The following is a 22,977-nucleotide window of genomic DNA, read 5'->3' on the forward strand; positions in this document are numbered from 1 at the left end:
GGCATGGCGGTGCGGGGACTCCGTACCAGTCGCGGTTCGGCTTACGGGACGGTAAGAGCGAACAAATATCGCTCCCTTCGCGTTCCGCCAGTACGACGGGACCAGAGTTGCCTTCGGATTGTCGGCTATCTGGGCGGAGATTGCGAATCGTTCCACGCGGGCACGGATCTGGTTCCCTTTCCTATACTAGGACCGCGGTCGTGTGTTCGCCGCGGGTCCGAGCACGTCCTACGACGGAATGCTGCGATAGCAGAAGGGCCCACTTTTCGGGCAGTCTACCGCGGATCAGCCCGCCAGGCCAACCAATCGAATCGGGTCTTCAAGGAGTTGTGGATCCACGAAGCGCTCTTGAACGGTAGGGCCACTGCGGTCCCATCCAGTAAATGTAATAATCTTGGTACGGGTGCCTGCTGCTCGCGGCGCAAGCTTACGTTCGAGCAAACCAGCAAATCGACGTTCGTGTGTCGACACAATGAGTTGCCGCTGAGTCCGCAGGTGTCGGCACAAGTCAGCAAATCCGAGGACATTCACATCGTCCATGGATTGAACGGGGTCGTCGAGGAGCAGAAACGGCAGACCTCCTCGCTCGCCTGACGACAGACTCATGGCAATGAAGTAGGACAGTGCGACGATGTTGGCCTGCGACGTGGAGAAGACCAGGAGTGGATCAGCCGAAATATTCTCGACCTCGTCGATAACCAAAGGGCTCGTTGTCCCCTTCCGGTAGTAGGTGTCCAACTCGAACTCGACGGTCTTGAAAGCGGGATGCGGGTCGAGACGCTGGAAAATGTTCGCCACCAGCGGCTGCAGCGAACGCAACCTCGCCTCCGTGACCTCGACTCGAGCCTGGAGGGTCTGCTCGGATAGGGTCTGGAGACTGCGGGCCCTCGTCGACTCCGCGGTCATATGTTTCTCAGCCGGAGAGAGCATGGCTTGCAGGCTATGGATCTCCGCCGCTGCGCGCTCTACAGCGCCTTGATCCGACTGGCGGTCGAACGTTTCCAGAAGATTATGTAGCGCCCTTCGGGCTCTACGGAAGTAATCTACCGTAGGACCTGCGGTGGCGCCGAACGACTCCACGTAGTCCCGATCGAACTGCACAACGCCGATACGCTGTCTAAGAGCTTCAACGGCTGAACTGGCCGCGACCTCAGCGCTCCGAGCCTGCTGCCAGCGCTCGACCTGCTCCTCTGCCGAGTTCATCAGTTCCCGAGCCGCGGTTTCGGCGGATGCGGCCCGACTGAACGCGTCTGCCAACTCGACAAAAGTCTGCTGCAATTCAAGAATCGTGTCAGTTGCTTCCGCTCGCTCGCGCAACTCACGTTCCACGCGAGCGGGCTCGATACTTTGGCCGCAAACCGGGCACGCGTCTGACAGCATCGGCACAGCCAAGGCGGCAAGCTGTGCAACGTCGGCCGCCGCCATGCGCGCCGCATGCAATCTCCCTTGCGCGATCCCGCGCGAAGTTTCTGCTGCAGTCTTCGCGGCCTCGGCTCGCGCGAATTCTTCTCGGAGGAACGCTACCTGCTCCTCGGAAGGGACCTCGCCCAAGTCCTCTCGCATCTGTGAAGCATGACGGACCAGGGTTCGCGCGGACTCGACGTAGTCAATTGCCTCGCCGAAGGCTGTCGCCGCGTCGCGAACATCGTCGGTCGTTTCAAGCGTCAGATCGCTCTCGCTGAAGAAAATGCCTGGGGGAGTGGCCATCAAGGCGGCTAGAGCTTCTTCGCGTACTGCCGCCACTTGGGGGCGAGCAGCCAACCGTGCGCGCGCGCTGTCGTAGTGGTCCCGAGCCTGCCTGAGAGCGTCGACGAGCCTGGCGTACTCAGCTCGAGCGATCTTTTCACGCTCGGATGCATGTTTCGCTACAGACTTCACGGCGTCCTCGAAGTCTTCCAGCACTCCAAGTCCAAGCACGGTGCTCAACTGCTGATACCGGTCCGCGGGCCTGGCTTCAAGAACACGTCGCATGACGTCCTGCTGCATGAGACCCGATGTGGTCAATGCCGCCTCAAGGGCCAGCTCGGTATGAGGAAGTAGGATGCTGCGCAGTCTGGCTTCGGCTTCATCCCCAAACAGTGGGGGCTCCGACGTTCGGCGAAGTTCGAGAGTGCTGCCTCCCTGATCGCCGGTGCGTCTGACGGTCACAGATCCCGATGGCAGACCGAGGTCGATCTCGACGGTAGCCTTGCGTCCGAGCCGGTACTGGTTGACGACATGCTCGACATTCCGGCGCGAACGAAGACTCTCAAGACGTTCGATTCTGCCGAGGAGTCCCCACTGCAGCGCATCGAAGAAGCTAGTCTTACCCGTGCCGTTCGGTCCTGTAATAACTACTGCCGCAGCTGACAAGTCGAACTCGCGGGCATCGCGAAATCCGCGAAACGCCTCGACTCGAAGTCGGTTGATGACAGGCTCAGAGTACGTCATCAAGCGTAGCCCCCTGTTCGAAAGCGGCAATCGCGCGTTGAGCAAGTTCTTCGTTTGCTCCGTGAAGAGCGAGAGATCGCATTAGCGAGGAGAGAGCGTTGGTCTGCGTGTCCGATGTTGTGGATGTCGCTGGCTCGACGAAAGGGGCAAGTGCGTGACTGATCGCTTCCCGGGTCGGGTCTACGCCTGTGTGCGCGATGCGTCGCAGTCGCGTCGTGTCATAGTTGATGGCGTACAGAGCCCGCGTTACGTCGTCATCCTCGGCAGATTTTTCCTGAGTGAGCAGCACCAGGTACGTATCCCACTTTTTCGGGCCAAGGATAGCGGACTCGATGCGCTGCGCGAGGGTTTCGAACGCAACGGGCTCAGCAAGGACCAGGTCCTGAATGGTACTAACGGCCGCTACGGCCACAACAAAATACCTGTTCTCGGCCAAGATCAGATCGACACGCCCTCTCACTGTCTCGACGTGAAAGTCTTGATCTAAAAGAACCGATTTCGTGAGATGGAGGAGTTCCTCGTCGGAGCGAGCATCTGGCGACATAATGCTCACGACGCAATCACCTCGTCGGCGTGCCGGACCTTGGGCACTAAAGCGAGGGGGCCGTCGACAATGTCGAACTCGTCCACATCGCCGATGATTCGATGAGGTAGGGCGTCTGGCTTAGCGATCGGCCCGACTCCGCCAGCGACAAGGAATACTGGGTGCGGTTCGCCGCGATAGTCGTGGGCCTGAAGTCGACTTTCGGCCGCTTCGACAAGTTGCCGCGCTGGAACCGTCTGCGTTGCGATGAGAATCTCGATCGGTCCAAGGTTGGTTTCGAGAATTTGGTTGTGCTTGAGATCGACTGAGTCGCCGACCAGGTGCCCCAACGCGATCAACGCTTTTCCGAACTCCGGACTCTTTAGGACAGACTCGCCCGCCCGGGGGTTGATGTCGACCTTGCGAGACCACTGAAGTACTGTGAGCGAGTCAGACTTGAACAGTCCGGTCTTGGCATGATCGAGCTTCTGGGCCAATTCAGCACCTGCGGACAGGCCGTGCTCGTTGAGCCGGGCGATGATGTATGCCGCAGCGAGCTCCTCCATGAACGCGTCAGCCGTGACCGGAACCTTGTGCTCGTCCGGGAGTGCAGGAGCAAGGGCTTTCCACTGCGAAGTGTCCCAATTCGTTATGATGTCCGGAGAGACAACGCGAACTTTATCGACGGACCCGACCTCGGTAATCGCCTCGGCGATGCGCTGCTTCACGTATGTAGCGACATCGCCGATACCGATGAAGACGACCACCGAACTGCCAAGTCGAGCATGTGTTTGTTCCTGCACCCACTTCGGCGGGTTGGCGAGGTGAGCGGTCGTGACGAGAAGCGATCCTGGTCTAGACGCGCAGCCGTGGACTTTCAACACCCAGGGCGGCGTGACATCTGCAAGATCGTGCTCGTTCGTGACGGTGGGGAGGTGTTCCTCGCCGGAGCCTCGCTCTATACAGTTGTCCCAGTTCGTCGTCAAGACATCGACGGCACGTTCGAGCATCAGATACGCCAGCACCCGGTGCGCATATCCGGGTGTAGCAGACTTGAAGTTCGCCGACTTCGCGGCCGTCTGACGGAGGGCATCTTCTCCGCCGGACAACTGTGCGACAGCGTCTGCTACGCCAAGAAGATCCCACTCATCCACAGAAGCGAGAACTGAGAAGCTGCCCTTGAGCTGACTATGGAGTGCCTGCGCCAGGCCAGCGCCGCTCGGGAGCGCCGTGGGAGGAGAGACGCTGATGCCGGCGCCCGCATAGATGACGAGCTTGCCGATAACAGCTCGTGCGGCCAAGGCGACGGCGTACGGCGGGACGCTAGTCGGGATCGGCGACGGTTGATGCACTCTCCGATGCTACGGGCACCGAGTGCCTCCCGTGGGGAAATGCTGACGTCGGCTCGTGCCCGAGGCTGGGTTTCACGTCCTTCCTTTGCGACACCGTTACGTGGGGTACTTTCTGTGGTTCTCGCCGCTCGACTGGTCTCCTGCCGATGTCGGTGACAGCCCCCGCCGCGGGAATACACAGCCGCGGACTGGCTCCCACGCTGTGCTGGCAGGCGGTATCGTCTGCCGACCCTTCAATGGCGCGTGCGAGTCGCGCACCTGGTTCGGCAGTCGGCACGGACGCGCACTACGTCGCTGGCGGGTATATGCGTACTGTCAGCGCCGAGGCAGGCCACCCGCGTCCCACCAAACGCGAAGCTCGGACGCGTATCCGACGTCGTCGCCGCCACGCTCCAGCCCATAGTGATCACGCAAGTCGGCGCTGATGCGCGCCGCGATCTCGTCCGCCGGCCTGTGGTGTGCGAGGAGGGTGACGACGGGCCCGAGTAGGCAGTCCCACTCGTCGTCCGGCTGCTCGGCTTGGGCATTGCTCCCAGCCGAGGCCCAGGCGTTGAGCCGTCGCCTCACCTCGCCGATCCGCCGCTGAGAGGCTCGTTGCTGGCGAGAGGTTGCCTCCTCGCTCGCGGATAGCTCCATGCTCACAAGACCCTATTGATGGACCACCGGCAGGAGTGGGTACCGTTGACGATCCTCGCCTGGCGACAGGCGCAGAGCTGATCGCGCTGCTTCAGTCACCACTTCGGCCGCCCGGGGGTGTCGAACGGCGGCATGACGTGAGCACGCTCATCGGGCGCGAGCACACCTATGAGTAGAGCCAACGGGTAGTGCGTGTCGGGGGCGCGCGTGGCCGTGGTGATAGCGGATGTCAGAGCAAGGAGGCATGATGTCGTCCAGTAAGAAGGGAGGCGTCATGGTGGTGCACGGCGTGGAGATGCTCACGCGAGAGCAAGCGCTCGAGCGGCGTGATCAGCTGCGTGAGCAGCTCGGGCTGAGCGAGGCGGACATGCGCGATCGTGCGGCCAACTATGAGCTGACCCTTCACCAGTCAGCGCTCGTGGACGAGATCGATGGGCTGAACTACCTGCTCGCGGCCGCCTCCCGTTGATGCCGCTTTCCTCGGACGAAGAGTTGCTCGCTCTCAAGGCGAGCGAGTTCGCCGACACGCTCAATCAAACGATCCGCGCTGCGGTCGGTGTTGGTTGTGCACCGTTCGCCGTGACAGCCCTCCCTGAGGATCGTGCGGCCTACGTTCGCCAGCAGCCGGTCGATGGCATCCCGCTCAAGACTGAGGCAGGCCAAGATCTCCTGATCCTCCGAGCTGCCTTCAAATGCCGCATCGGCCGCAAGGACGGTTACTTCAAGGTCTGGGAGTCGTTTTTCAAGGTATTCCCGGCTCCTCCAGCAAGGGCGCTCCCGATTGTCCGATACGACTTCGTTGAAGATCCTCTCGGCTCCGTGCCGGCCGCTCACGTCCAGTTTCATGCGGACCATCCGGCCCTAGCCGAAGCACTGCAGCACACGGGACTCGCAACACGCAGGGGCAAGCAGCGTCGGGCGGACCTCCAAAAGGGGCGAGCCCCGCAGGCGTCTGATATTCATTTTCCCATTGGCGGTAGGCGTTTTCGGCCATGCCTCGAAGACTTACTCGAGGTGCTCATGGACGAGTTCGGCGTGCGCTGCCCTCCCGGCGCGCGCGACCACTTACGCGAGGCGCGGGCGCGGTGGCGCACGATCCAGTCCAGGGCCGTCGTCCGCGACGCGCCGGCTGAGGCAGCAAAGACGTTGCGCGAGATTGGATACGACGTCACGTGGCGGGGACCCGGTGACGAGCCGGTTGGGCATTCAACTCGCCTCCACGAGCTGTAAGGAGGCCACACTCGGTTGGGTGTCCGTGGCGAACCGAGCGGCTCGCCTCGCGAGGCGCTTCCGAGCCGCGTGCCGGGGGCGGCGCACGTTTCGGCGCCCGACTACGCGCCGGGCGCGCGGTACGCCGATGAAGACGACCGTGCCGGGAGTGCTGAAGTCCCTGCAGTGCCGGGTCGGCGCCGTGTGGTGACGGCCCCGACCCGGCACTATCGACCAGCAGTGGAGCGTCCGCCTAGCCGCAGCTCAGTGCCTCGAACGTCGCCTCGGTGGTCGAGGAGCGTTCACCGATCCGCGCGCTGACGCTGACCGTGCCGGCCTCCAGCGCGTCCTGCCGCGTGCTGAAGGTGTGGAAGGCGTTGTTCCCGGCGGCGACCTCCTCGAACTGGCGGGCGCCGTATGCCGTCGTGAGTTCGATGGTTGCCGGCGCCTCGTCGGTGTTGAGCGCGCGCACCGCGACATAGGCACGCCCCGCGAGGCAGCGCGCCTGGGCCTGCACGTCCACCGAGACCTCGTCCACGTCGTCCGACGGGAGCATGCCCTTCTCGACGACGAGGGTGTGGTTCTCCCCGAAGACGTTGAGCTCGGCGATCCCCACCGTGACGTCCTCCGTCGTGCCGGTGATCTTCAGGCGCACGGCGTGGGTGAGCACCCGGTCGAACGTGACGTACTCAGCGGTGTGCGGAGTGGTGTTCTCGCTCCTGTCGACCAGCGGCTGCCACGAGTTCGACTCGATGTCGCGGTACTCCAGGGTGTACTGCACCGCGTTGTCCTTCGTGTGCCCGTGCCCGATCTCCTTCCAGTTGATCTGCGCCGCGGAGATGTAGAACGGGTTTCCGAAGCCGCTGATGTACGTCGGGTCCTCGTCGTCCTCGGCCGGCTGCCACCAGGTCCCGAGCGACCGGTCCGCCGCGTAGTACGGCGTGCGTCCGGGGGCGTAGCTGCTCGTCCAGTACGCCGATGTGAGCGTGCTGACGTTGTACAGCCCGACGTCCCGCTGGCCGTCGATCTCGTGTCCCGGGGCCAGCTGGGGCGTGTTGGACAGGTCGCAGCTCAGCGCACCCGTGGGCCCGACCTCGCACGTGTCCATCCCCAGCCGCCGCTCGAAGCCCGTCTCGTAGGCGATGACGTAGGTGTAGAAGAAGATGATGTTGCCCGCGTCGTCGACCACGAAGGAACCGTGCCCCGCGTTCGGGTACAGCGCGCTCGGGTAGTTGCTCTGCGGGCCGTAGCCGATCGGGTTCACCTGCCCCTCCGGCAGGGTGTACTCCCCGAGCGGGGTCTGGGACGACATGACTCCGGCGTTGTAGCCCGTGTGCTCCGACCCGCCGGAGACGACCTGCACGTAGTACGTGTCGCCCACCTTGAACATCTGCCCTCCCTCCATGTACCCGTGGGTGAAGCCCTGCTTGTTCTCACCGATGTGCTGCCACTCCTGGGCCGGGTCGTAGTCGAAGAGCACGACGGGCTCGGTCAGCACCTTGGTCGGATCCGTCGGATCGAGCTCGACGCCCATGATCGGCGCGCCGAGGTTGTAGACCAGGTAGAGACGGCCGTCCGTGTCGAGGAAGAACTGGACGTCACCGGCCGAGAGGGTCCGGCCGTTCAGGTGCCTGGGCCACCCGAGCTCGGTCCACGGACCGGTGGGGGAGTCCGCGACGTAGAACGGCGTCCAGTTGCCCCCCATGTAGAACTTGTCGCCGACCTGGACGACGGACGGCGCCGTGAGACCCAGGTTCATCTCGTGGGGGGTCCAGGTGAGGTAGTCGGTCGTGGACCAGGCGACGCGGCTGTTGACGTCGTTCCCCAGGCCACCGGACGCGTACAGGTACATGGTTCCGTCGACGTTCAGGGCGCTGAAGTCCGCGGCCGTGCGGAAGGCGTTCTCGCCCACGGTCGAGAAGTTCTCGCCCGGGGCGGTGAAGCCCGCCTTCGACAGGCCTGAGAGGTTCCGCCCGTCCGCCGATGTCCACTCCGGCTTCGCCAAGATCTCCAACATCCTGGGAGACACATTCGCGATGCCCTCATCCGTCGGCGCCATCGCAATCGGATTACTGTCGACTTCCATGTCAGGCAGGTCGATCGGGTTCGTGTAGGTCAGGTCCATGTCGACGCCGGGCAGGGGCACCCTGGCGGCAGGGCTTCCCCACGGCGTCGGCTCCTCGGCCCCTACGGCGGTACCGACCGCCATGGGAGCTCGAGCCGGCGCCCCGGCTGCACCCCCGGCCGCGACGAGGCTCGCGGCGATCAAAGCCCCTGCGGCAGCGAGGGCTGCTGAGGTTTGCGCCATGCCTCGCCGGCTGCGTCGGTCTTTTCGGGCTGTCTCTTCGGTCATCACTGGATCTCCGTCCTGCGACTTTGCAGAATCCCGCACGGTCCCGATCTCCTGGATCTCTGAACCGGCGAGTTGGACAGCGTTAACGCTCACATCATTGGGCCCGATGTCGAGTCTGAGTCAGGTCATAACACCTGTCAACCCATCGGTCCGAATTGCGGAAGTGTGCTCGCCGGGTATTTCTGCTTTCAATCCGAAACCGCCACTCGTGCGGGTGGTTCTTTAGTAGGAATTCCCTTGAGCGATCGCGAGCGCGTGTCCTGCGAAGGTCTTGGTGTGACCTCTCGGGGCGTAGGTCATCGCTCGCGAGGGGGAGGGTCTCGACACAGGCTGAACGCGGGTTTAGGCTTCTGAACATGAGTTCAGCCATGGCTGAGGAGCTCACCGCCCGGGCGCGGATCGTCCGCGCCGCGGTGCGGCGGTTCGCGGCCGACGGCATGTCCGCCCCGCTGCGGACGATCGCGGCCGACGCGGGCGTCAGCGCCGGCCTGATCATCCATCACTTCGGCTCCGCCGACGGGCTGCGCGCCGCGTGCGACGAGCACGTCCTCGACGTCGTCCGGACCAACAAGCAGCGCGTGTTCACCCGCTCGGTCGGCGCCGGGGCCATGCTCGCCCAGCTCGCCGAGATCGAGGGCTACGCCCCGGTCGTCGGGTACGTCCTGCGCCGGCTCCAGGCCGGCGGCGAGCTCGCCGCCACCCTCGTCGACGGGTTCGTCACCGACGCCGTCGAGTACCTCGCGCAGGGGGAGGCGGCCGGCGTCGTGCGCCCGAGCCGGGACCCCGCGGCCCGCGCGCGCGTCCTCACCGAGCAGGCGCTCGGCGCGCTCCTGCTCCAGCTGCCCGCCCAGCAGGACCACCTCGACCTCGACGAGCTGCCCGGCTGGCTCCGGTCCTACCCCGAGCGCATCGTCGGGCCGCTGCTCGAGGTCTACACCGAGGGCGTGCTCGCCGACCGCACGCTGCTCGACGCCTACCTCGCCGCCCGCGAGTCCCCACCGTCCCAGTCCTGAAACCAGGGAGTCCTGATGTCGCAGCCTGCCGTCGCCGCCCGCGACCTCACCAAGACCTTCGGACCCACCCGCGCGCTCGACGGCTTCTCCCTCACCGTCCCCGCGGGCCAGGTCACCGGCTTCCTCGGGCCCAACGGCTCGGGCAAGTCGACGACGATCCGCGTCCTGCTCGGCATGCTGCGCGCCGACTCCGGCACCGTCGAGGTCCTCGGCCGCGACCCGTGGCACGACGCCGTCGCCGTCCACCGCCGTCTCGCCTACGTGCCCGGTGACACGAGCCTGTGGCCCGGCCTCACCGGCGGGGAGGCGATCGACGTCCTCACCCGGCACGAGACCGGCGCCGCGCACCGCCGTCGCCGGGCCGAGCTCCTCGAGCGCTTCGAGCTCGACCCCACGCGCAGGACCCGCACCTACTCCAAGGGCAACCGGCAGAAGGTCGCCCTCGTCGCGGCGCTGTCCCGCGACGTCGACCTCTACCTGCTCGACGAGCCGACCTCGGGCCTGGACCCGCTCATGGAGCTCGTCTTCACCGAGGAGGTGCGGCGCCTGCGCGAGGCCGGGCGCACCGTGCTGCTGTCCAGCCACATCCTCGCCGAGGTCGAGAAGCTCTGCGACGTCGTGACGATCATCCGCGCCGGCCGCGATGTCGAGAGCGGGACCCTCGCCGACCTGCGCCACCTCACCCGCTCGACGGTCTCCGCGACGACGACGGCGGACCCGGCGCCGCTCGCGCGCGTCCCCGGCGTCCACGACCTCGCCGTCACCGGCGACGGGCGGCTCACCTTCGGCGTTGACGACGCCGCGCTCCCACGCGTCCTGCCCGTGCTCGCCGACCTCGGGGCGCGCCACCTCACCGTCACCCCGCCCTCGCTCGAGGAGCTGTTCCTGCGCCACTACGGCGAGGACCTCGTGCCCGAGAACGCCGGGGGCCCGCGATGACCGCGACGGTGCGCCCCCCGACCACGGCCCCGGCCCCCGCCGCCACCGGCGGTGAGCTCACCGGCACCGGGAACCTCCTGCGACTGTTCCTCCGGCTGTCCCGCCGGCAGATCGCCATCTGGGCGCTCGCCTTCCTCGCCCTCGTCGCCCTCTCGGTCGTCGCGCTCGAGGAGACCTACCCCGACGCCGCGGCGCTGCAGGCCCGGGCGGTGCTCCTCGAGAGCCCCGCGGCCGTGATGATGACCGGCCCGGCGTTCGCACTGGAGGACTACACGTTCGGGGCGATGATCGCCAACGAGCTCTCCCTGTGGCTGCTGCTGCCGGCCGCGATCATGAGCGTCCTGCTCGCCGTGCGCCACACCCGTGCCGAGGAGGAGTCCGGGCGCCTGGAGCTGCTGCGGTCCCTGCCGGTCGGGCGGTACGCGCCCGCCGTCGCGGCGATGCTCACCGTGGCACTGGCCGACGTCGCCGTCGGGGCCGCGACCACCGCCGGGCTCGTCATCACCGGCATGCCCGCGGCGGACTCCCTGGCCCTGGGGCTCGCGACGGCGCTCACCGGACTCGTGTTCGGCGCGGTCGCCGCCGTCACCGCCCAGGTCACCGAGCACGCCCGCACCGCCTCGGGCCTGGCGCTCGGGGCGCTCGCGGCGGCGTTCCTCGTCCGCGGGGTCGGGGACGTCATCGAGCGGACGGGCTCGTGGCTCTCCTGGTTGTCCCCGCTCGCCTGGGCGCAGCAGACGCGCGTGTTCGTCGACCTGCGGTGGTGGCCGCTCGCCCTGTCCGCCGGCACGACGCTCGTGCTCCTCCTCCTCGCCGCCTCGCTCGCCCGCCGCCGGGACCTCGGCGCGGGGCTGCGCGCGGCACGCCCCGGCCCGGCGCAGGCCTCACGCGCGCTGCTGGCCCCGGCCGGACTCGCCCGCCGGCTCGTCTCGGGCACGTTCGTCGCCTGGGCGGTCGCGATGTTCCTCTTCGCCCTCGCCTTCGGTGCCCTGGCCAGCTCCCTGGACGACGTCATCGCCGACATCCCCGCGATGGGGGAGTGGATCGAGCTCGACCTCGACGACCTCACCCGGTCCTTCGCGGCCGTCATCCTCTCCTTCCTCGCCCTCTGCCCGGCCGCGCTCGCCGTGTCCGGCGTCCTGCGGCTGCGGGCCGAGGAGCGCGAGGGCCGACTGGAGGGGGTGCTCGCGTCCGGCAGCTCGCGGACCGGGGTGCTCGGGCGGTGGGCGCTCGTCGTCGCCGTCGAGTCCGCGCTCGTCCAGGTGCTGCTCGGCATCGGCGCGGGCCTGGGGGTGAGCGCCGGGACGGGGGAGGTCGCGTGGGTCGGGGAGCTCACGGCGGCGTCGCTCGCCTACCTGCCGGCCGTCCTGCTCCTCGGCGGCGTGGCGGTCGCGCTGGTCGGGCTGGCGCCCCGGCTCGCCTCCCTCGCGTGGGTGCCCGTCGTGTGGGCAGCGCTCGTCGTCTTCCTCGGGGAGCTGCTCGGCCTGCCGTCCTGGGCGCGGGACCTCTCCCCGCTCACCCACACCCCGCTGGTCCCGGGAGCCGCGCTCACGGCGGGCCCGCTCGCCGTCATGACGGTCCTCGCCCTGGGGCTCGCGGCGGCCGGCCTCCTGGGCCTGCACCGCCGCGACGTCGGCACCGCCTGACCGGGCCGGCGGCACCGGTGCGCGGGGGTCAGGCGAGCCGCGGCCGCCTGGCCAGGCGCCGGTAGGCCCGGTCCCACCAGCGTTCGGTCACCGGGACGACGACCGGCTCCTCCCGGTCCATCCGGTCGCGGACGTCGGCGCGCACCCCGAGGAGGGTGAGGACCATCGCGAGCGTCGAGACGACGGCGATGACGCCGATGACGGAGACCGCCCAGCGGTAGTCGAGCAGGCTCGGCGCGGCCGAGCCGGAGCGCGCGTCGAGCACCATGCCGACGGCGACGGCGGCGACCATCGCCCCGGCGAACCCGCCCGCGTTGACCAGGCCGGTCGCCGTCGAGATCCGGGCGGCCGGGTTGTAGTCGCGGGCGATGTGGAAGCCGATCTGCGAGCCCGGCCCGCCGATGGCGAAGACGACGAACACGGCCGTCACCACCGCCGACGGCGGACGACCGCCCGGCCACAGGACGAGCAGGGCGACGGCGAGCACCCCGGCGAGCGAGATGCCCACCGCCATCGGCGCCCGCCACGTCGGACGACGCCCCGCGAGCGGGCCGACGAGGAAGCTGAACGCGACCGTCGCGAGCACGTAGAGGGACAGCAGGGAGGCGGCGCGCGCGTCCGGGTAGCCGAGCGCCTCGGTGAGGTAGGGGTAGCCCCACACGAGCGCGACGACGACGCCCGGCGCCATCGTCGCCTGGTGGGTCCAGAACCCCAGCCGCGTCTCCCGGCGTCCCCACGTCGCCCCGATGCCGCGCAGGGCGGGCCGGCGGGCGGGGGAGCCGTCCGGCTCCACCGGGGCGAGCTGACGGAAGGGGGCGGCGACGGTCGGACGCAGCAGCAGGAGGGCGTAGCCGAGGGAGGCGACGGCGGTGAGGGCGAAGGTCCGCGTCCAGCCGAGCGCGTCGAGGGCGAGGACGAGCGGGACGGTCGCGACGAGGTTGCCGAGCATGCCGACGAGCCCGGTGAGCGAGGTGAGCACGGCGTAACGGCGGTGGGGGAACCACATCGCCGCGAGCCGCAGGACGGCGATGAACACCGCCGCGTCGCCCACCCCGAGCAGCGCGCGAGCGGCGAGCGCCACCGGGAAGCTCGTCGCGAAGGCGAAGAGGAGCTGGGCGGTGCCCATGACGAGCGTCGAGGCGAGGAGCACCTTGCGCGCGCCCCACCGGTCGATCGCCACCCCCGCCGGCACCTGCATGAGCGCGTACAGCCCGAGCTGGACCATGACGAAGGAGCCGAGCTCGGTCGCCGAGATGTCGAGCCGCTCGACGGCGGTGGGCCCGGCGACGCCGAGCGAGGCGCGGTGCAGGTAGGCGAGGAAGTAGGCGCCGGCCCCGACCAGCCACACGAGCCACGCCGAGCGGGCCGCCCGGTGGCCGATGCGGCGCGAAGAGAAGGTCACGATGGCCCATGCTCCCACCACCACCGCGGCGGACGGTGCGGGGCGCCGCGCGCCGGGTGTCGTTAGCATCGGGCAGCATCGACGAGAGGCGGTCACCCTGAGCTCCCCCGACGTGGACGACGTCCCGGACCCGCGCCGCTGGCGCATCCTCGCGGTCCTGCTCGTCGCCATCTTCATGTCGCTCGTCAGCGTGAGCATCATCAACGTCGTCCTCCCCTCGGTGCAGCGCGGCCTGGGCGCCTCGGACTCCGACCTCCAGTGGGTCCTCACCGGCTACGCCCTCACCTTCGGCGTCGTCCTCGTCGGGGCGGGCCGGGCTGGTGACCTCCTCGGGCGCGGGCCGCTGTTCATCGCCGGCGTCGTCCTGTTCACCCTCTCCTCGGTGTGGGGCGGCCTCGCACCCGACCCGCTGAGCCTCAACCTCTCCCGGGTGGTCCAGGGGCTGGGCTCGGGCCTGCTCAACCCGCAGGCCGTGGGGATGATCCAGCAGTACTTCCGGGGCCCCGAGCGCGGCCGCGCCTACGGTGCGCTGGGCAGCGTCATCGGCGTCTCGGTGGCCGTCGGGCCGGTGCTCGGCGGGCTCATCATCCAGCTCGCCGGCGAGGCGGACGGGTGGCGCTGGACGTTCCTCGTCAACGTGCCCGTGGGCGTCCTCGCCGTCGTCCTCGCGCTGCGCTGGTTCCCGCGTCCGATGCGTGTGCCGCGTGCCGCGCGGACCGGCTCCCACGACCTCGACCCCGTCGGCACGGTGCTCCTCGCCCTCGCGGTCCTCGCCCTGCTCCTGCCGTTCGTCGAGCGTGGCCTCGGCCCGTGGGGGTGGCTGCTGCTGCCCGGCGGGGCCGCCCTCCTCGCGCTGTGGGTGGCCTGGGAGCTGCACTACCGGCGGCGCGGGCGCGCCCCCATGGTGGACCTCTCGCTCTTCCGGCTGCGCAGCTTCTCCGTCGGCACCGTCATCGCCGGGCTCTACTTCCTCGGCGTCACGAGCGTGTGGGTGATCGTCGCGCTCTACGTGCAGAACGGCCTGGGCCGCAGCGCGCTGGAGGCCGGGCTCGTCGGGCTGCCCGCCGCGCTCGTCTCGGCCGTCACCTCGAACTGGGCGGGCCGGCACGTCGGCGCTCGCGGGCGGCGCATCGTCGTCGCCGGGCTGGTGAGCGCGATGGTCGGGCTGCTGCTCAGCGTGCTCGTCGTCCAGCTCGTCGCCGCGGACCGCGCGAGCGTGTGGTGGATGCTCCTCACCCTCGCCTTCGTCGGGGCCGCGCAGGGCATGGTCATCACCCCGAACCAGACGATCACGCTCGGGCAGGTGCCGCTGGAGTACTCCGGTGCGGCGGGCGGCGTCCTGCAGACCGCCCAGCGCATCGGCACGGCGATGGGGCTGGCGGTCATCACCGCCGTGGCCTTCGCCGTGCTCGAGGAGTCGACCTGGGCGGTGGCGGTGACCGCCGGGTTCCTCGCGGTCACCGGGGCGCTGGCGGTCACCCTCGCCGTCGCCGTCCTCGACCTGCGCGGCGCGCGCCGCGGGCGCTGACTACCCGCCGAGGTGCCCCGCGAGGCGGGCGTGACGCGCGGCGCTCGCCTCGTCGAGACCGATGATCGTCACGTTCTTGCCGCGGGCGGCGTACTTCGTCGTGATCGCGTCGAGCGCCGCGACCGTCGAGGCGTCCCAGATGTGCGAGCGGGACAGGTCGATGACGACGTTCTGCGGGTCCCCGCTGTAGTCGAACTGGTACACGAGGTCGTTGGACGAGGCCCACAGCAGCTCCCCGACGACGGCGTAGACCCGGGTGTCCTCGTCGGGGTGGGCGACCTCGACGACCTCGGTGACGTGCGCGACGCGGCGCACGAACATGAGGGCCGCGACGAGCACGCCGGTGACGACGCCGTAGGCGAGGTTCTCCGTGGCGACGGTGACGACGACGGTCGCGAGCATGACCGCCGTCTCGCTGAGCGGCATGCGGCGCAGCGTCGCGGGCCGTACCGAGTGCCAGTCGAAGGTCGCGACGCAGACCATGACCATGACGGCGACGAGCGCGGCCATCGGGATGCGGCCGATCGGCTCCCCGAAGCCGACGACGAGGACGAGGAGGAAGACCCCGGCGAGGAAGGTGGAGATCCGGGTGCGTGCGCCGGAGACCTTCGTGTTGATCATCGTCTGGCCGATCATCGCGCAGCCGCCCATCCCGCCGAGGAACCCGGTGACGACGTTGGCGGCGCCCTGGCCCCACGCCTCACGGGTCTTGTCGGAGTGGGTGTCGGTGACGTCGTCGACGAGCTTGGCCGTCATGAGGGACTCCATGAGCCCCACGAGCGCCATCCCGACGGCGAACGGGCCGATGATCCGCAGCGTCTCGAGCGTGAGCGGGACGTCGGGCAGGAACAGCGAGGGCAGCGAGTCGGGGAGCTCGCCCTGGTCGGCGACATCGGGCACGTCGAGCCCGAGGACGACGCTCGCCGTCGTGAGGACGACGATCGCGACGAGCGGGGCCGGCACGGCCGTGGTGAGCCGGGGGAGCAGCGCGATGAGCGCGACGCCGACCGCGACCATGGCGTACACGTGCCACGTGACGTCGGTGAGGTAGGGCAGCTGGGCGAGCAGCACGAGGATCGCCAGCGCGTTGACGAAGCCGACCATGACGCTGCGCGGGACGAACCGCACGAGCCGGGCCACGCCGAGCACCGCCATCAGCACCTGGACGAGCCCGGCGAGGATGACGGTGGCGATGAGGTAGTCCATGCCGTGCTCGCGCATCACCGGGGCGATGACGAGCGCGACCGCGCCCGTCGCCGCGGAGATCATCGCCGGGCGGCCGCCGAGGAAGGCGATGGACACGGCCATCGTGAAGGAGGCAAACAGGCCCACCCGCGGGTCCACGCCGGCGATGATCGAGAACGAGATCGCCTCGGGGATGAGCGCGAGCGCGACGACGAGCCCGGCGAGCACCTCGGTGCGCAGCCGGCGCGGGTCGCGCAGCGCCGCCCGCACCGAGGTGACGTCGTGGGCGCGCTCGGCGCGGCGCCGGCGGTCGGCGAGAGGTGAGGGCACGAGGTCTCCCGTGGGTCGACGGCGGCACGCGCCGAGAGGTCCGGAGGGGCGCGTCGTCGAGCCGGGGAGAGCCGGGTGGCACCCGGGCGCTCCACCCCACACCTTAGTCCGCCGGGCGCCGCCTTCCGGAGCGCCCCCGGCAGGACTCGAACCTGCAACCTACGGATTAGAAGGCCGTTGCTCTATCCATTGAGCTACGGGGGCAGCGCCACCGGACGGAGGCCCTGGGAACAACGGTAGTGCCTCCCCGGAGAACCAGATGCCGACACGGGGCCGACATGCTTGGAGGGTCCCCTCTGACCAGGGAGGATGGGCCCGTGACCACCGACCTCCGACGACGCGACGGCGGGCCGAGCCGTCACGTCCGGGGCAGGTCGCCGATCCTCGACGTCGTCGTCGACCTGCACGAGGACGTCGCCGCCGCCCGCTTCCCCCTCGACCTGCCCGGCGCCCCGGAGCTCACCGAGCTGCGGGACCGGATCGAGACGCAGATCGGTGCCCACCTGCTGCCGCGCCTCAAGCGCGAGGCCGGGCCCGCCGTCGTCGTCCTCGGCGGCTCGACCGGCGCGGGCAAGTCGACGCTCGTCAACTCCGTCGTCGGCCGGGAGGTCACCCAGGCCGGCGTCATCCGCCCGACGACCACCGAGCCCCTCCTCGTCGTGAGCGAGGAGGACACCTGGCTCGTCGCCGAGCACCCGATCGCCCGCCTCGCCGACGTCGTCGCCGACGACCGCGTGCCCGCCGGCCTCGCGCTGCTCGACGCCCCCGACCTCGACTCCGTCCTCGAGGGCAACCGCGCGCTGGCCAACCTCCTGCTCGAGACCGCCGACCTCTGGCTCTTCGTCACCACCGCCGCGCGCTACGGCGACGCCGTGCCGTGGCGGGTGCTGCGCCAGGCGCAGGAGCGGGGGATCACCGTCGCCGTCGTCCTCAACCGGGTCCCGCGCCGCGTGCTCGCCGAGGTGCGCGGCGACCTCATGCGCCGGATGACCGACCTCGGGATGGGGGAGGCGCCGCTGTTCGTCGTCCCCGACGTCGGCCCCCACGAGGGCCTGCTGCCCGAGGAGGTCGTCGAGCCCGTGCGCACGTGGCTCACCCTCCTCGGCGGGCGAAACACCGCGCGCGGCGTCGTCCGTCGCACCACCCAGGGCGTGTGGGGGACGCTGCGCGAGGAGCTGCTGCGCCTCGCCGACGGCATCACCGCCCAGGCGATGGCCGCCGGCGCGCTGCGCTCGTGCGCCGAGCAGGCGGTGGCCGGCGCGGGTGACGCGCTCGTCGCCCGGCTGCGCGCCGGCGCGGCCGCCCAGGGCGCCCCGACCACCCGCTGGCTCGCGGCGGCGAGCACCGGCGGGGTCCTCGCCCCGCTCACCGGGGACGTCTCCCGCGTGCGCCGCGGCTGGCGCGGGGGCGGGCTGCGGGCCCGCACCGAGGCCGCCGAGGCCCTCGGCGCCGAGGTGCGCCGCTCGCTCGTCACGCTCACCGCCGCCGCCGCCACGAGCGCCGCGGCCGAGCTGGACCGCGCCTGGTCCGAGCGTGGTGGCGCCGCGCTCCTCGAGCACGACCCCGCGTGGGCCGCCGGCCGCGACACGCGCGCCGAGGAGGCCGTGGCCGCGTGGGCCGCGCGCAGCGACGCGCTCGCCGCCGAGCTCATCGGCGCCGACCCCCGTGTCCTCACCGCCGCCGGCCTCAGCGGGCTGCTCCAGGCCGCCGCCGCGGGCCTGGACGGTGCCGCCCGAGCCACGCGCGCCGTCGCGCCTGGGCAGGACGCCGTCGCGCGCGTGACCGCCGACCTGCACGAGACCGCGCGCGCCGTCGTCGGCGAGGAGGCGGGCCCCGCGCTCGACCGGCTCGCCGCGCTCGGGCTGCGCAGCGACGCCGGGGCCGGCCTGCGCCTGCGGGCCAGTGAGCTGAAGGGGCACCGATGAGCCAGACCGCCACCCGCCGGCACGGCGCGCACGTCGCGCCCGTCACCGACGACGACGCCCGCCTCACCGCGCGCGTCCAGGTGATCGCCGAGGCGCTGGAGATCGCCGGGGACCAGGTCGACCCTGCTCTCGTCGAGGCGTCCCTCGCGGACATCGCCCGGGTGGAGGAGCGGCTGCGGCTCGGGGTGGGCTGGACCGTCGCGGCGCTCGTCGGGGGCACCGGCTCGGGCAAGTCCTCCCTGTTCAACGCGATCTCCGGGCTGAGCTTCGCCGACGTCGGGGCCATCCGCCCGACCACCGACCGCGCCGCCGCGTGCGTGTGGGGCGGGCAGGCCACCGAGCTCCTCGACTTCCTCTCCGTCGGGCCCCACCGGCGCATCGAGCGCGAGAGCATGCTCGACGCCGACCACGAGCGCGCGCTGCACGGGCTCGTCCTCCTCGACATGCCCGACCACGACTCCGTCGCCGAGGCGCACGCCGGCCAGGTCGACCGGCTGCTCCCGCTCGTCGACCTCCTCGTCTGGGTCGTCGACCCGCAGAAGTACGCCGACAACGCGCTGCACGCCCGCTACCTGCGCGGGCTCGCCGACCGGCAGGCCGCGATGCTCGTCCTCGTCAACCAGGTCGACACGATCCCGCGGGCGGCCGTGCCACGCGTCGTCGACTCCGTGCGCAGCCTCCTGCGCGCCGACGGCCTGGACGACGTCGAGGTCCTCACCACCTCGGCGAGCACCGGGGAGGGCGTCGACGACGTCCGCGAGGTGCTGGCCCGGACCGTGGCTGGCCACTCCGCCGCCGCGCGCACGGCCGAGGCGGAGGTCGAGGCGGTCGCGCGCCGCCTCGCCGTCGCCGTCGGCCCGGGTGAGCCGCCGGCCGGTGAGGCGCAGGTGGCGGCCGTGACCGACGAGCTCACCCGGGCCGCCGGGACCGACGCCGTCGCCGAGTCGCTGCGCTCGGCCGCCACCCGGGTACGGCCCAGCGCCCCGGCCCGGCCCGAGCTGCCCGCTGCGGGCACGGTCGAGGCCGTGCGCGGCCGCTGGCTCGCGTCCGTGACCGACGGACTGCCGGCCCGCTGGCGTCAGGCGGTGGAGAGCGATGTCTCCCCGAGCAAGGACCTGCGCGCGGCGGTGGGGAAGGCGGTCGAGAGCGTGCCGCTGCCCGAGGCGCGGCAGCCCGGGGCGATCGCGCTGCACCTCGCCGGCCTGGTGCTCGCCGTCCTCGGCGTCGTCGGGCTCGTGCTCGGCCTCACGGGGGTGCTCGGCACGGACCTGCCCGGCGGGCTGCTGCTCGGCGTGGGCGGTGGGCTGGTCGCGCTCGGCGTGGGCGCCGTCGTCGGCTCCCGGCTCTGGCGTGGCTCCCACGGTGAGCGGGTGGCGGCCGGGTACCGCGAGGACGTGACCGCGCGGGTGCGGGACGTCGTGCGCACCGCGCTCGCCAAGCCGACGAGCTCCGTGCTCGCGCGGCACCGCACGTTGCGCGAGGCCGTCGCGGGGACTGCCCCACAGCGCGGCTGAGCGACCACGCCCTCCCAACCCGGACCCTGCTGGTGACGGGCGGTGCGGGCGCGAGGGCATCGTCGTGCCAGCGCCGGCCACCGGGCCGGCCCCGAGCAGGGGAGCACCCGATGAGCGACACCAACCAGATCACCGTGCGCGGCAGGGTCGGCACCGAGCCCGACATCACCATCACCCCCAGCGGCAGGCAGGTGACCAAGTTCCGGCTCGGTTCCACCCGCGGCTACCGCGACACCGCGGGGGAGTGGCGCGACCACCCCACGGAGTGGTTCACCGTCAAGGTGTGGGGCGGAGCGAGCGACGCGGTGAGCCAGTCCCTCCACCGCGGCATGCCGGTCGTCGTCCAGGGCGTGCTCAGCACGGAGGAGTGGATCTCCGGGGACGACCGCAACCAGCACACCAACGTCATCACGGCCACCACCGTCGCCGTCGAGGTGAGGTACGGGCTCGTCACCTTCAACAAGGTCACCCGCATCGGGCCCCCGGAGGCCGTCCCCGCCGTCGTCGACGGCCCGCCGGCCGAGGAGCCGCCCGGGCTCGCGGACCCCGAGGAGGAGGGGGCGTCGCCGGAGGAGGCCGCGGAGCTCGCCGTCGAGCGGGACGAGTGGGCCAGGGCCGAGGTGTAGCGGCCGATCGCCGGGAGCGAAGCGTGCGTCGTCGTCGTGCGCCCGCGCGCCCGCCGTGGCCTACCCTGGAGGATTGCAGGCGGCCGGGGCTCTCCCGGCCGGCAATCCTCGAAGCACTGGGAGTGAAGTGGCCGAGTACATCTACTCGATGGTCAGGGCGCGCAAGGCACACGGCGACAAGGTCATCCTCGACGACGTCTCCATGTCCTTCCTTCCCGGCGCGAAGATCGGCATGGTCGGTCCCAACGGTGCCGGTAAGTCGACCATCCTCAAGATCATGGCCGGGCTCGAGCAGCCCTCCAACGGTGAGGCGCGGCTGAGCCCCGGCTACACCGTCGGCATCCTCCTCCAGGAGCCCCCGCTCGACGAGTCCAAGACGGTCCTGGAGAACGTCCAGGACGGCGTCGCGGAGATCAAGGGCAAGCTCGACCGGTTCAACCAGATCGGCGAGGAGATGGCGAGCCCCGACGCCGACTTCGACGCACTCATGGAGGAGATGGGCAAGCTCCAGACGGAGATCGACGCCGCGAACGCGTGGGACCTCGACTCCCAGCTCGAGCAGGCGATGGACGCCCTGCGCCTGCCCCCGGGCGACGCCGACGTCTCGGTCCTCTCCGGTGGTGAGCGCCGCCGCGTCGCGCTGTGCAAGCTCCTCCTCGAGGCGCCGGACCTCCTGCTCCTCGACGAGCCCACCAACCACCTCGACGCCGAGTCCGTCCAGTGGCTCGAGCAGCACCTGTCCAAGTACCCCGGCGCCGTCATCGCCATCACCCACGACCGGTACTTCCTCGACCACGTCGCCGAGTGGATCGCCGAGGTCGACCGCGGCCGCCTCTACCCCTACGAGGGCAACTACTCCACCTACCTGGAGAAGAAGGCCGCCCGTCTGCAGGTCCAGGGCAAGAAGGACGCCAAGCTCCAGAAGCGCCTCAAGGAGGAGCTGGAGTGGGTGCGGTCCTCGGCCAAGGGCCGCCAGGCCAAGTCCAAGGCCCGCCTCGCCCGCTACGAGGAGATGGCCGCCGAGGCAGAGCGCACCCGCAAGCTCGACTTCGAGGAGATCCAGATCCCGCCGGGCCCGCGCCTGGGGTCGGTCGTCATCGAGGCGAAGGACCTGGAGAAGGGCTTCGGGGACCGCAAGCTCATCGACGGCCTGTCCTTCTCCCTGCCGCCCAACGGCATCGTCGGCGTCATCGGCCCCAACGGCGTCGGCAAGACGACGCTGTTCAAGACGATCGTCGGCCTCGAGCCGCTCGACGCCGGTGACCTCAAGATCGGCGAGACGGTCAAGATCTCCTACGTCGACCAGAGCCGCGGCGGCCTGGACCCCAAGAAGACGCTGTGGGAGGTCGTCTCCGACGGCCTGGACTTCATCCAGGTCGGCAACGTCGAGATCCCCTCGCGCGCCTACGTCTCCCAGTTCGGCTTCAAGGGCGCCGACCAGCAGAAGCCGGCCGGGGTGCTCTCCGGCGGTGAGCGCAACCGCCTCAACCTCGCGCTCACCCTCAAGCAGGGCGGCAACCTGCTCCTGCTCGACGAGCCGACCAACGACCTCGACGTCGAGACCCTCGGCTCGCTGGAGAACGCGCTGCTCGACTTCCCGGGCTGCGCCGTCGTCGTCTCGCACGACCGCTGGTTCCTCGACCGCGTGGCCACCCACATCCTCGCGTGGGAGGGCACCGACGAGAACCCGGCGAGCTGGTACTGGTTCGAGGGCAACTTCGCCTCCTACGAGGAGAACAAGGTCGAGCGGCTCGGTCCCGACGCGGCGCGCCCGCACCGGATGACCTACCGCAAGCTCACCCGCGGCTGATGACGCGGCTGACCGTCCCCGTCAGGCTCCGCTGGTCGGACATCGACGGGTACGGGCACGTCAACAACGCCGCGGTGCTCACCCTCCTCGAGGAGGCGCGCATCGCGGTGTTCTGGGCGGGCGCGGACGACGACGCCGGTGCCGGAGGCAGGATCCTCGCCTCCGGCCCCGGCGCGGACACCGCGACGTTCATCGCCCACCAGGAGATCGAGTACGCCGCGCCGCTGGAGTACTCGACCACGCCGCTCCAGGTGGAGCTCTGGCTCGCCCGCATGGGCGGGGCGAGCCTCGACGTCTGCTACGAGGTGCCGGGCGCGCAGGGCGTCGCCGTGCGCGCGATGACGACGCTCGTCCTCGTCGACCCGGCCACCGGCCGCCCGCGCCGCATCACCGCGGAGGAGCGGGCCGCCTGGGCCCACCTCGTCGAGGAGCCCGTCCGCTTCCGCCGCTCCCTCTCCCGCTGACCGGCGGCGACCAGAACTCCGCTCTCGCGACCAACTCCGCTCTCGCGACGAACTCCGCTCTCGCGCACAACTCCGCTCTCGCGGGAGGGGGT

Annotated in this window: 17 protein-coding genes and 1 tRNA gene; 11 read left to right on the plus strand and 7 right to left on the minus strand. The window is 70.2% G+C overall.

Annotated features, from left to right (window positions below; translation table 11 throughout):
• Window positions 1–285 precede the first annotated feature (285 nt).
• The 3 genes from FE251_RS03780 to FE251_RS03790 are packed head-to-tail and all read right to left on the minus strand — an operon-like array spanning window position 286 to window position 4,254.
• A complete protein-coding gene (locus FE251_RS03780) occupies window positions 286–2,430 on the minus strand; it encodes an AAA family ATPase (RefSeq protein ID WP_139947956.1) in 2,145 nt (714 codons plus the stop codon).
• Complete coding sequence (locus FE251_RS03785) at window positions 2,417–2,983, minus strand: hypothetical protein (RefSeq protein ID WP_139947958.1); 567 nt, start codon at window positions 2,981–2,983, stop codon at window positions 2,417–2,419. The genes FE251_RS03780 and FE251_RS03785 overlap by 14 nt, the downstream gene beginning before the upstream one ends.
• Window positions 2,980–4,254, minus strand: a complete 1,275-nt coding sequence (locus tag FE251_RS03790; protein ID WP_139947960.1) for an SIR2 family protein — start codon at window positions 4,252–4,254, stop codon at window positions 2,980–2,982. Before FE251_RS03790 ends, FE251_RS03785 begins: the two co-directional genes overlap by 4 nt.
• A 934-nt stretch (window positions 4,255–5,188) precedes the next feature.
• On the opposite strand from FE251_RS03790, the gene FE251_RS03795 reads away from it, so the two are divergent.
• Together FE251_RS03795 and FE251_RS15460 are read left to right on the plus strand one after the other, a co-directional pair.
• Complete coding sequence (locus FE251_RS03795) at window positions 5,189–5,410, plus strand: hypothetical protein (RefSeq protein ID WP_139947962.1); 222 nt, start codon at window positions 5,189–5,191, stop codon at window positions 5,408–5,410.
• The gene (locus FE251_RS15460) at window positions 5,410–6,171 is read left to right on the plus strand and encodes a hypothetical protein (protein ID WP_168202645.1); all 762 of its coding nucleotides are present in this window, start codon (window positions 5,410–5,412) and stop codon (window positions 6,169–6,171) included. Before FE251_RS03795 ends, FE251_RS15460 begins: the two co-directional genes overlap by 1 nt.
• Before the next feature lie 232 nt (window positions 6,172–6,403).
• On the opposite strand, the gene FE251_RS03805 is transcribed toward FE251_RS15460, so the two are convergent.
• Window positions 6,404–8,155 carry a family 43 glycosylhydrolase gene (locus FE251_RS03805; protein WP_168202646.1) on the minus strand — a complete coding sequence of 584 codons (1,752 nt, stop codon included), beginning with the start codon at window positions 8,153–8,155 and terminating at the stop codon, window positions 6,404–6,406.
• A gap of 704 nt (window positions 8,156–8,859) precedes the next feature.
• On the opposite strand from FE251_RS03805, the gene FE251_RS03810 reads away from it, so the two are divergent.
• From FE251_RS03810 to FE251_RS03820, 3 genes are read left to right on the plus strand one after another with little or no spacing between them, the layout of a single operon-like run.
• Window positions 8,860–9,516, plus strand: coding sequence for a TetR/AcrR family transcriptional regulator (locus FE251_RS03810; protein WP_139947968.1), 657 nt, complete (start codon window positions 8,860–8,862; stop codon window positions 9,514–9,516).
• A 15-nt stretch (window positions 9,517–9,531) separates the two neighbouring features.
• Entirely contained in the window at window positions 9,532–10,455 is a 924-nt protein-coding gene (locus FE251_RS03815; protein WP_139947970.1) for an ABC transporter ATP-binding protein, read from the plus strand.
• Window positions 10,456–10,463: 8 nt separating this feature from the next.
• Complete coding sequence (locus FE251_RS03820; protein WP_230976532.1) at window positions 10,464–12,101, plus strand: ABC transporter permease; 1,638 nt, start codon at window positions 10,464–10,466, stop codon at window positions 12,099–12,101.
• A gap of 28 nt (window positions 12,102–12,129) precedes the next feature.
• Here FE251_RS03820 and FE251_RS03825 read toward each other — a convergent pair whose 3' ends face one another.
• Entirely contained in the window at window positions 12,130–13,503 is a 1,374-nt protein-coding gene (locus tag FE251_RS03825; protein ID WP_168202647.1) for an MFS transporter, read from the minus strand.
• A gap of 1 nt (window position 13,504) precedes the next feature.
• On the opposite strand from FE251_RS03825, the gene FE251_RS03830 reads away from it, so the two are divergent.
• Window positions 13,505–15,031 (plus strand): MFS transporter, encoded by a 1,527-nt coding sequence (locus FE251_RS03830; RefSeq protein WP_139947976.1) that lies wholly within the window; start codon window positions 13,505–13,507, stop codon window positions 15,029–15,031.
• Here FE251_RS03830 and FE251_RS03835 read toward each other — a convergent pair whose 3' ends face one another.
• Both FE251_RS03835 and FE251_RS03840 read right to left on the minus strand, forming a co-directional pair.
• Entirely contained in the window at window positions 15,032–16,546 is a 1,515-nt protein-coding gene (locus tag FE251_RS03835; protein WP_223147563.1) for a SulP family inorganic anion transporter, read from the minus strand.
• A gap of 131 nt (window positions 16,547–16,677) precedes the next feature.
• Window positions 16,678–16,750: transfer RNA gene (locus FE251_RS03840), tRNA-Arg, on the minus strand.
• Between the two features lie 113 nt (window positions 16,751–16,863).
• Here FE251_RS03840 and FE251_RS03845 point away from each other — a divergent pair.
• From FE251_RS03845 to FE251_RS03865, 5 genes are all read left to right on the plus strand, one after another.
• Complete coding sequence (locus FE251_RS03845) at window positions 16,864–18,471, plus strand: GTPase family protein (RefSeq protein ID WP_139947978.1); 1,608 nt, start codon at window positions 16,864–16,866, stop codon at window positions 18,469–18,471.
• Window positions 18,468–19,985 (plus strand): GTPase, encoded by a 1,518-nt coding sequence (locus tag FE251_RS03850; protein WP_139947980.1) that lies wholly within the window; start codon window positions 18,468–18,470, stop codon window positions 19,983–19,985. The genes FE251_RS03845 and FE251_RS03850 overlap by 4 nt, the downstream gene beginning before the upstream one ends.
• 110 nt (window positions 19,986–20,095) lie before the next feature.
• Window positions 20,096–20,611 (plus strand): single-stranded DNA-binding protein, encoded by a 516-nt coding sequence (locus tag FE251_RS03855; RefSeq protein WP_139947982.1) that lies wholly within the window; start codon window positions 20,096–20,098, stop codon window positions 20,609–20,611.
• 127 nt (window positions 20,612–20,738) lie between these two features.
• Window positions 20,739–22,421, plus strand: a complete 1,683-nt coding sequence (gene ettA / locus FE251_RS03860) for an energy-dependent translational throttle protein EttA (RefSeq protein WP_139072707.1) — start codon at window positions 20,739–20,741, stop codon at window positions 22,419–22,421.
• Window positions 22,421–22,885: an acyl-CoA thioesterase gene (locus FE251_RS03865; RefSeq protein ID WP_139072708.1), complete on the plus strand. Its 465-nt coding sequence runs from the start codon at window positions 22,421–22,423 to the stop codon at window positions 22,883–22,885. The genes ettA and FE251_RS03865 overlap by 1 nt, the downstream gene beginning before the upstream one ends.
• The last annotated feature ends 92 nt before the right edge of the window (window positions 22,886–22,977 follow it).

The organism is Georgenia wutianyii, assembly GCF_006349365.1.
GTDB lineage: Bacteria > Actinomycetota > Actinomycetes > Actinomycetales > Actinomycetaceae > Oceanitalea > Oceanitalea wutianyii.